Origin of the sequence: uncultured Acetatifactor sp., assembly GCF_948601915.1 — a bacterium.
In the GTDB taxonomy this organism is placed as follows: Bacteria; Bacillota; Clostridia; order Lachnospirales; family Lachnospiraceae; genus Acetatifactor.
Window position 1 is genome coordinate 7,251 of record NZ_CAPDXS010000120.1, and the last position, 8,824, is coordinate 16,074.

The following is an 8,824-nucleotide window of genomic DNA, read 5'->3' on the forward strand; positions in this document are numbered from 1 at the left end:
AAGTTCGAGGAGCTGAAAGAGAAGGCTTCGGAGAAGGTGGCATCCCTGAAGGAGAGGGCGGTCAGCAAATTCGAGGAGCTGCGCGACAAGGCTTCGGAGAAAGTGGAGTCGCTGAAGGAGAAGGCAGTCAACAAGTTCGAGGAGCTGAAAGAGAAGGCTTCGGAGAAGGTGGCATCCCTGAAGGAGAAGGCGGTCAGCGGGTTCGAGGAGCTGAAAGCAAAAGGGCTGGATAGGTTCGAGCATCTTAGGTCAGGAATATCCGACAAGCTGGAGAAGGTGAAAGGATTTGTGTCAAATACGGTGCAGAAGCTGAAGGATTTCTTCAACTTCGACTGGAAGCTGCCGAAGATAAAGCTTCCTCATTTCAGCATCACCGGAGAGTTTTCGCTGAATCCGCCCTCGATACCGCATATCGGCGTGGAATGGTACAAGAAGGCCATGGATACGCCGATGATTATGGAAAAGCCCACTGCATTCGGCATCAACCGTTCCGGCCAGGTCATGGCGGGCGGCGAGGCCGGAAGCGAGGTGGTGGGCGGCACGGAGACGCTGATGCGGATGATATCGGCAGCGGTCGCCGAAGAGAATGCCCAGGTCTATGAGCTCCTGAGGCGGATCAGCGAGCTCCTGGCCACATACCTGCCGGGATGCTCCAGCAAGCAGCTGGTGCTGGACACAGGAGCCCTGGTGGGGGAGCTGGCCGGGCCTATGGATGAGAAGCTTGGCTGGAAGCGCCATATGGACGGGAGGTGGAGATGATGTACGGTGCGGTGTTCGGCGACAGGTATTCCAGGGAAGACTACGGCGCTGTCATGAACTATGCAAGGGTGGTGCCGTCTGCGGTCAAGGAGGTATACGTGGACATCGATGGGGGAGACTCAGCCATCGACCTGACGGAAGCGGTAGGAGGAGTGGCCTATGAGGACGCGAAGATAGAGTTCAAGTTCACTTTGTTCTCCGATGAAAAGGCGGAGCGGATGAGGAATGACCTCCATGGCAGACGGATGGAGATTGTGCTGGAGCGTGAGCCGGAATATTCTTATCAGGGCAGGGTCTCCTGCACCAAGGTGGAGCAGGACGGAAGGCTGTACGAGGCCTGCTTCACGGCCAGAGTGCATCCCTATAAATACGAGAGGAGGGAGAGCGTACATGAGGAGAACATTTCCGGGGCGGAAAGGGAGGTGCTGCTGGAGAACGACAGGATGCCGGTCATGCCGAGGATAGAGGTGGAGGGGAACGTCCTTCTGGTCTATGAGGGCATCCGCTACAGGATGGGGCCCGGCACGTACCAGATGCCGGAGGTGACCCTGCAGGAGGGGCTGAACCGGCTCCGCCTGTCCGGAAACGGTAGAATCAGGTTCTCTTATAGGAAGGGGAGGCTGGCATGATTATCATCAAGAGCGGGGAGGACACAATCTACCATCCGTTGCATCCGCAGCTGAAACTGGTGGCCCCGAAGCTGATTCTGGAGGACAGCGCGGCCGGGAGCCTGGCGTTCAAGGTATATAGGGACAATATGAACCAGGGGAGCATACGCAAACTCTTCCCCCTGATAACCGTGTACCGGGACGGCACCGCTATATTCAAGGGGCGGGCCATCAAGGATGCAAAGGATTTCCGCAATGGACGTTCGGTGGAGGTGGAGGGGCACCTGGCGCTCTTCAACGATTCCTACCTGGAGCCCTTCTCCTTCCAGGGCAGCCCGGAGGAGCTGTTCCGGATGATTGTGGAGAACCATAACAATCAGGTGATGACATGGCAGCGGTTCAAGGTAGGGGAGGTCACGGTCCGGGACAGCAACGATTATATCGTCCGGAGCAGCGAAGGGATGCTGGACACCTGGACGGCGCTGAAGGAGAAGTGCTTCCGCTCCAGCCTGGGCGGGCATATCCGGATACGCTATGAGGAGGACGGCGACTACGTGGACTGGCTGGAGGACTATGGGAAAGTCTCCTCCCAGGGGATAGCATTCGCCAAAAACATCATCAGTCTGTCCCAGGAGTCGGATGCGTCCGAGACCTATACGGCTATCCGGCCTGTGGGGGCGGAGGTGGACGGGAAGAAAGTGGACATCTCTTCCGTGAACGGCGGGAGGGCATACCTGGTGAACGGGGAGAGGGCGGCGGAATGCGGCATCATCTTCGCCCCTGCGGAAGAGTCCCTGTGGGAGGACGTGACGCTGCCGGAGAATCTGCTGAAGAAGGCGCAGGAGCGGCTGTACGGCTCCATGGCAGCTCTGAGCGAGAGCTATGAGGTGAAGGCGGTGGATCTGCACCTGACGGATCCGGAGGTGGAGGCTCTGGAAATCTGCGAATATGTCCAAGTGGTGAGCAAGCCGCACGGTATTGACGGGAGGTATCTGCTTACTAAGGCGGACATCTCCATTGCGTCCCCGCAGGATTCAGTCTACTATCTGGGTGCCAGCAGGAGGGTGCTCAGCGGCATGGGGGCTGGCGGCGGAGGGCAGCAGGAGGCCATGCCGCAGAAGGTCAGCGCCTTGGAGAACGATGCGGGCTACATATCGGAGGAGAAGGCCGGAGAGATGCTGGCGGAGTACCCGAAGGAGGACAGGGTAGAGGAAATCGTAAAGGATGCGGTGGCGCTGGCGCCTTCTCTGGGCGGGCTCTCTTTCGGACAGGATAGCGAAGGGAAGTGGGGATATGTCCCGCCAGGTGCCGATGCAGTGGTCCCTTTTAGGACTGGCGGATCCGAGTGCGCCAGGCAGTTCTTGATAGGTGTGCTTCGGTCAGGGTTGGATGGGGCTATCTGGATTGCAGCGGATGACGGAGGGGCGGCGGATGGAATCAACGAGGTATCGATTGTCTCATCTGTGGAGCGGGAGGAGGAAAGGTCGCTCTGGTGCGCTGACGGGGATCCGCTCATGGTAAGCGCGGTCATTTCGGATTCTCCGTCCGAGGTGGTGGGAGGGATATGGATTGAATGAAAGGAGGCTTGGATGTTCGACATAGATTTGATCATACCTTGCTATGGGAGCCCTGAGGTCATCGAGAAAGGGATAGCCTCGATAGCGGTGCAATGGCACAAGGAGTTCATACATGTCACGCTTGTGAACGACTGCAGCCCGAATACCGACTGCGACTATCAGGATTTGGTGGATAAGTACAGCAATTTCATAGACATACGATGCATACGCACGCCGAGGAACGGCGGGCAGGGCCTTGCGAGGCAGTTCGGGATAGATAACACGGGCCACAGATACTTCATGTTCATGGACGAGGATGACCAGATAGGCAACGGAGTCGCTGTATCGCAGTTTGTTGGAGCTGCAGAATGCGCAAACTTCTTGTTTACGGACAATGGAGGCATAGTGTGCGACGGCTGCGGGAATCCGGTTCAGAAAGAGGGGGCGAGGCCTGTAGCGCTGGTATCCGGCCCATTATTCGCTTTTGACAATAACAGCAGCTATACGATAGACAACACGAACAGGGTCTGGGTGAACTCGAAGCTATATAGCAGGGCTTTCATCGAGAAGCACAACGTGAGGTTCAATGAGGAGCAGTCGCGCCATGCAGAGGATTATTTCTGGATGTCCTGCTTCTTCTATGCGCTGGACAATGACCCGGATTTCCAGAGCATCCTGCTGGACAACAGCGGGATATACTATCTCTGGTATCCGAACGAGAGGTCGCAGTCCAGGTCGGATTCGCATTATGGGTACATGCTTTCAGGATATACGATGGGAGGATCGGTGAACATATTGAAGTATATGAGGGACACGTCAGCCAATGGGATAACATGGACCCAGGAACGCGAAAAGGGGTATGGTGACATGCTCCTGAATATGACGATGTACTCATACTTCACGTTCCTGTCGTTCATTCGGCATGTAGCGGAGACAGACTATGTGCCGAAACTGGAATTGGACTGGTACATTCTGCGGAATTCCTGTAACAAGCTCCGGAAATGGTTGAAGAGACGGTTCGATAAGTATAGCTATACGCAAAAAATCGAGCAGTATTATCTGGTGAAGAACAACACGGACGTGATGTTCACGGAGCCATGGGTCGAGTTCGACAGCTATGTCAAAGATGGATGTGATGAACTGGGATGGGATTTCTCCCAGCTCCTTGAAAGCAAAAGGACAATGAAATTTGTCGATGGTGTGAGGGTATGGGATATCTAGTCTCCAATGGAAGGAACGGAAGGGTTGAATATTCTGGGACGCAGTATGTAAATCCACCTGGCGGCACGAAGAAGCTGTGCGTCAGGACTGGGACGGGGCCGAATGATGTCATCAGATACGGACTGACCACGAGGTCCAGCGCATCTGCTTATTGCGGGCTCAGGATGCGCATTGAAGGAGGAGTCGCTTATATAGGGAGGAGGGAAACGAGAAGCGCCTCAGGAGTGGAGGTCAGGACGGAATCCACATCGATGACCATATCGACATCCGTTTCATCCACGAGTTCTTCTAAGTATTCGGTCACACATGCTTACAGCACAACTAAACAAAGCAATTATGTGGCAAGTGAGACTGTGCGGGAAACGCTGACGGAAACGTATGTTACTACATCTTTAAGGACATCCTCGACATCATCTTCCAGTCTGAGTAAGACGACTGGCAGGTATACGACGTCGCAATCGAAACTTGCGACAGTCAGTACAAGCTCGCATACTTTTACCGTTTCCAATGGATCGAGCTCTTATTCCACGATACGGACAAGTACCATGTCTTCGTTATGGACAGCATCAAAGACAGGCGGATACGCCTCTTCTTCAGGAATGGAGGCCGGAAGTGGGATAAGCGGCTTGGTGGGCAAGGTGACGTCTACGAGATTGGCTGGGACAAATACCTTCAGTACGCTGTCCAGATACACATATAGTTATTATACGACGCACAAGGAGACGATACGCAGGGCTGGCTCCACACAGAGGACATTGGCTCAAACATTGAGCAGGACATGGGGATGGACGTCATCGCACAGTATGGAGTGTTTTTCAAAAGGAAATCAGTCCACTTCAATGAGATACTCATATACTATCGAAAGACAGACGTCAAAACTGTCTACAAAGTTGAGCTCAGTCCAGGTCAACACGACATCGCAAAGCATCGGTGAGTCAACGGCCAGCTTTGTGACTTCCGCTTCAAGTACGATGAATAGCAGTTCGAGCCGGACAGTTGAGCGCACGACGTCTTCCAGTTATGTGGAGGATAATTTTGATTTATGAAATCGCAGAGAGGGGGAGGCTATGGCACAGATTGAGGTTTTGTTAGAAGGGCAGCTGCTGTCAGTGGGGAATCAGGAGATTATTTCCAGTGGAGATATAAGCTATGACACATGCAGGTTCTTCTTTGACGATACATGGGACGGGTTCACTAAGACAGGGGTCTTCTACCAGGACAGGAAGGATGTCCAGTATGCGGTGCTGGAGGCCGATGGGAGCTGTATGATACCGGCACGGGCCATGGCAAGGGAAGGGAACATGTATATCGGCGTGTTCGGGGTCAGCGGCTCTAAGGTGGTGACATCCACAGTGGAGAGGATATATATCCGGCAGGGAGCCATATCAGGCGATACGGTCAGCACGGAGCCCAGCGATGATGTGTTCCTGGCTATCATCGCGCAGTACCAGCGTATCATAGAGCTGATGCGCCAGTATGAGGAGACGGCAGCAGCATTCAATGACAGGATGGAGGAGCAGAACGGAATCCTGGGAACGCTGAACGCTTTCGATGTGACGGAGGTCATGCAGCGTCTGGATTTGATTGAGGACAGGATGATTTCTTATGTGAATGTGGCGAAGGAAATCATGGAAAGGGATTTCATAATACGGGATGTTCCAATCAGGTTCATCGAAAGGACCTGTAGGGTGGAGGACGATAGGATTACAGACGGCTCCTTATGCGAGGTGTTTTTTGATGAATACTCCTATGAGATTGCGGCAAGGGCCCTGATTCTGCCAGTATCCCATGGCGGATACATAGAAGTGACCAGTTCCTTAGACATAGGCGAGGAGCTGAATGCGAACATACTTGTGAGGAGGGGATGAGGATGCTGGGAAGGACGAACATAACGGCTCTGAAGGAGGCGGGTACTGCCACGGAAATCGAAGAGTACAGATGGATGCAGAAGGAGGCAGGAGGCATCCGAGGGAATTTCGTGAAATGCATCTGTAAAGGGGGCCATCTCGTGGCCATTACTGAGGATGGGAGCGTGGCATACACGGAAGACGGGGAGGTATGGGGGGCACTGACGCTGGAATATGAAGGATGCCACCTGAACGATATCGATTGGGACGGCGAGAGGTTCCTGATAGTGGGCAGATATATGGACGCGGCAATCAGCGATGCCGAGAGCTCCGCACTGATGGTGGCCACTTCTGATTTCAGGACATTGGAGAAGCTTGGGCCGCTACAGGTCTCCCAAGGCAAGTATTATATGGAATATTATGCAGTGATGCCTCAGAATGGCGAGTATGTCGTTTTGGCGCGGAACGACCGTCTGGTGTATGCCCTCTTCACGGATTTGGTAGGTGTAAAGGATTCCAGTTATTTGGAAAATGGAACAACTGAGGCTACTGGTGTGAAATGCTGTATCACGGCCAAGAACTCTGGATGGATGCTGGCAATGGTCTGTGCTACAGGAAGGTTTGCCAGCGGCCGTGGCGCTTTCAGCAGGATATATTATGACAGGGTCGTATCTGGCAGTTCTAACGACTCGTCCGATACGACTGCCGTGTTCGAATGCAAAGACAGGCTATACTTCATGAACAGAACAGCGGGAGGAGACTATAGGCTCGGCAGGTATACTGATTCCGGGGAAGTGCTGGCGATGTCTACAGGAAAGGATTTCGGATTCATAGATGGGGTATATTTCGATGGCTGTGAGATCTTCATCAATTACCATGAGGCATTGGTGGTGAGGAAAGGGGAAAGCATCGCAGAAAAGACGGTTGAAGACATGCTGGAAATAGCGCCGGAGATGCAGATGAACTGCATATCGAAGGCGTTCGGAAGGCTGTATGTCTTCGGGAACCAGGGACTTATATTGGAATCCAGCACAGAGACAGGCAATGAAGCCGGAATAGCGGTGCAGACCATGTCCGCAAAGAAGGCGCTGGCGGATGCCAAAGCCTATGCAGATGCCAGGTATGCAGAGCTGGAGGAAAGGATTGCAGCCCTTGAGGCTTTGGGAAAGGCAGGGGAATGAGAAACCAGGGGATTGAAGTCCGGGCAAGCCCTTGGGGAAGAAGAGGCGCAGCCACAAACAACGAGGAAAGAGAGGAGAGATATATGTATAAGGTAAAAGTAACTGTGATTGCGGTGATATCCACACTGATGAGCTGGATGGGCATCCTGGCCGTGCCGGTATTCCTGATGGTGGGCTGCAATGTGATTGACTATGTCACGGGCCTGCTGGCCGTGCCGTACAGGACGGAGACGGTCAGCAGCTATAAGGGCATCAGGGGAATCATAAAGAAGGTGTGCCAGTGGCTGCTGGTTCTGGTGGGAGCATGGATAGATATCCTGGTTAATTATGCCATTGAGTGTGCGGGCATCGAGTTTGCGCTGCCGTTTGTGGTCGCTACTATAGTAGCGGTGTGGCTCGTGGTAAATGAGATCATCAGCATCCTGGAGAATATGCTGGACATCGGTGTCCGGATGCCACCTTTTCTGCTTCCTGTCATAAAGTATATCCGGAAGCAGGTAGAGGCTAAAGCGAAGATTGCAGACGAAGAGGGGGATGGAGGTTATGAGGATTAACATTCACGCCGGACATAATGCGGATGGGCGGACAGCCTGTGGGGCTATAGGCTTCATCAGGGAATCTACAGAGGCCAGGCGGGTGAAAGATACAGCGATTGGCATGCTCCGGCAGCTCGGCCATACGGTATATGACTGTACGGTGGACGATGCAGCAGGGGTGTCTGACAACCTCAGGCAGATTGTGGCGAAGTGCAATGCCCATGATGTGGATTTGGATGTATCCATCCATTTCAACTCCGGCGCTAAAGATGTCGCTGGCAATGGCAAGACGACAGGTACAGAGGCGTATGTATATAATGCGGCCAGCAAAGCAGAAGGGTATGCTGAACGCGTATGCGTTGCCATTGCCGGATTGGGCTTCAAGAGCCGTGGCGTGAAGTACAGCACAGGCCTTTATGTGCTCCGGAATACGAAGTCACCGGCCATGCTGGTGGAATGCTGCTTTGTTGATGATAAGGATGATGTGCAGCTTTACGACTGCCAGGCGATGGCGGAGGCGATTGTATATGGCATTACCGGGCAGCGGGTACAGGCAGCGGAAAAGCATCCAGATGCCAATCAGGAGCTGGTGTCTCCCGGGGAAGAGACTGTAGTCGGCGATAAGAAACAGCTGTACCGGGTGCAGGTAGGGGCCTACGCTGTCAAAGGCAATGCGGATGCTGCCCTGAAAAAGCTTAAAGCAGCTGGGTTTGATGCAGTTATCGTCAAGGCATAAAAAGTGAGACAAAAGTGAGACATCTTCCTTTCAGAATGCTTCATTTTGTGCTGCGAGACATAAAAGAGACATTTACAACCATCAACTGTAAATCACATTTCGTTACATGGATAAAAGGCAAAAAAGGCTGATTTCATGCGGTTTCCAGGCATATTGCAAAGAAAATCCCCGAGGGCTCGGCCCTCCGGGGATTGAATTTTTCGTGAGACATTGGGGATTCGAACCCCAGACAACTTGATTAAAAGTCAAGTGCTCTACCACCTGAGCTAATGTCCCATATTCATAAAAAAGGGGATATCCCCCTCCAACAGGGCTAGCTGGATTCGAACCAGCGTCTGCAGCAGTCAAAGTGCTGTGCCTTACCGCTTGGCGATAGCCCT

The 8,824-nt window shown here is 53.3% G+C and carries 7 protein-coding genes, 2 tRNA genes and 1 pseudogene; 8 read left to right on the plus strand and 2 right to left on the minus strand.

What is annotated here, in order from left to right; translation table 11 throughout:
- From Q2B33_RS17935 to Q2B33_RS17970, 8 genes and pseudogenes are all read left to right on the plus strand, one after another.
- A pseudogene (locus tag Q2B33_RS17935) lies at positions 1-759 on the plus strand (hypothetical protein); the annotation flags it as partial.
- Entirely contained in the window at positions 756-1,388 is a 633-nt protein-coding gene (locus tag Q2B33_RS17940) for a hypothetical protein (RefSeq protein ID WP_296464384.1), read from the plus strand. The pseudogene Q2B33_RS17935 and the gene Q2B33_RS17940, both read left to right, overlap by 4 nt.
- Positions 1,385-2,944: a phage tail spike protein gene (locus Q2B33_RS17945; protein ID WP_300572193.1), complete on the plus strand. Its 1,560-nt coding sequence runs from the start codon at positions 1,385-1,387 to the stop codon at positions 2,942-2,944. The genes Q2B33_RS17940 and Q2B33_RS17945 overlap by 4 nt, the downstream gene beginning before the upstream one ends.
- Positions 2,945-2,956: 12 nt before the next feature.
- Complete coding sequence (locus Q2B33_RS17950; RefSeq protein WP_300572195.1) at positions 2,957-4,144, plus strand: glycosyltransferase family 2 protein; 1,188 nt, start codon at positions 2,957-2,959, stop codon at positions 4,142-4,144.
- 1,067 nt (positions 4,145-5,211) lie between these two features.
- The gene (locus Q2B33_RS17955) at positions 5,212-6,012 is read left to right on the plus strand and encodes a hypothetical protein (protein ID WP_296464392.1); all 801 of its coding nucleotides are present in this window, start codon (positions 5,212-5,214) and stop codon (positions 6,010-6,012) included.
- Positions 6,013-6,014: 2 nt separating this feature from the next.
- The gene (locus Q2B33_RS17960) at positions 6,015-7,172 is read left to right on the plus strand and encodes a hypothetical protein (RefSeq protein ID WP_300572199.1); all 1,158 of its coding nucleotides are present in this window, start codon (positions 6,015-6,017) and stop codon (positions 7,170-7,172) included.
- Between the two features lie 83 nt (positions 7,173-7,255).
- Positions 7,256-7,726 (plus strand): phage holin family protein, encoded by a 471-nt coding sequence (locus Q2B33_RS17965; protein WP_300572201.1) that lies wholly within the window; start codon positions 7,256-7,258, stop codon positions 7,724-7,726.
- Positions 7,716-8,444 (plus strand): N-acetylmuramoyl-L-alanine amidase, encoded by a 729-nt coding sequence (locus tag Q2B33_RS17970; RefSeq protein ID WP_300572203.1) that lies wholly within the window; start codon positions 7,716-7,718, stop codon positions 8,442-8,444. The genes Q2B33_RS17965 and Q2B33_RS17970 overlap by 11 nt, the downstream gene beginning before the upstream one ends.
- A gap of 203 nt (positions 8,445-8,647) precedes the next feature.
- Here the strand turns inward: Q2B33_RS17970 and Q2B33_RS17975 are convergent.
- A tRNA-Lys gene (locus Q2B33_RS17975) sits at positions 8,648-8,720 on the minus strand.
- A 32-nt stretch (positions 8,721-8,752) separates the two neighbouring features.
- A tRNA-Gln gene (locus tag Q2B33_RS17980) sits at positions 8,753-8,824 on the minus strand.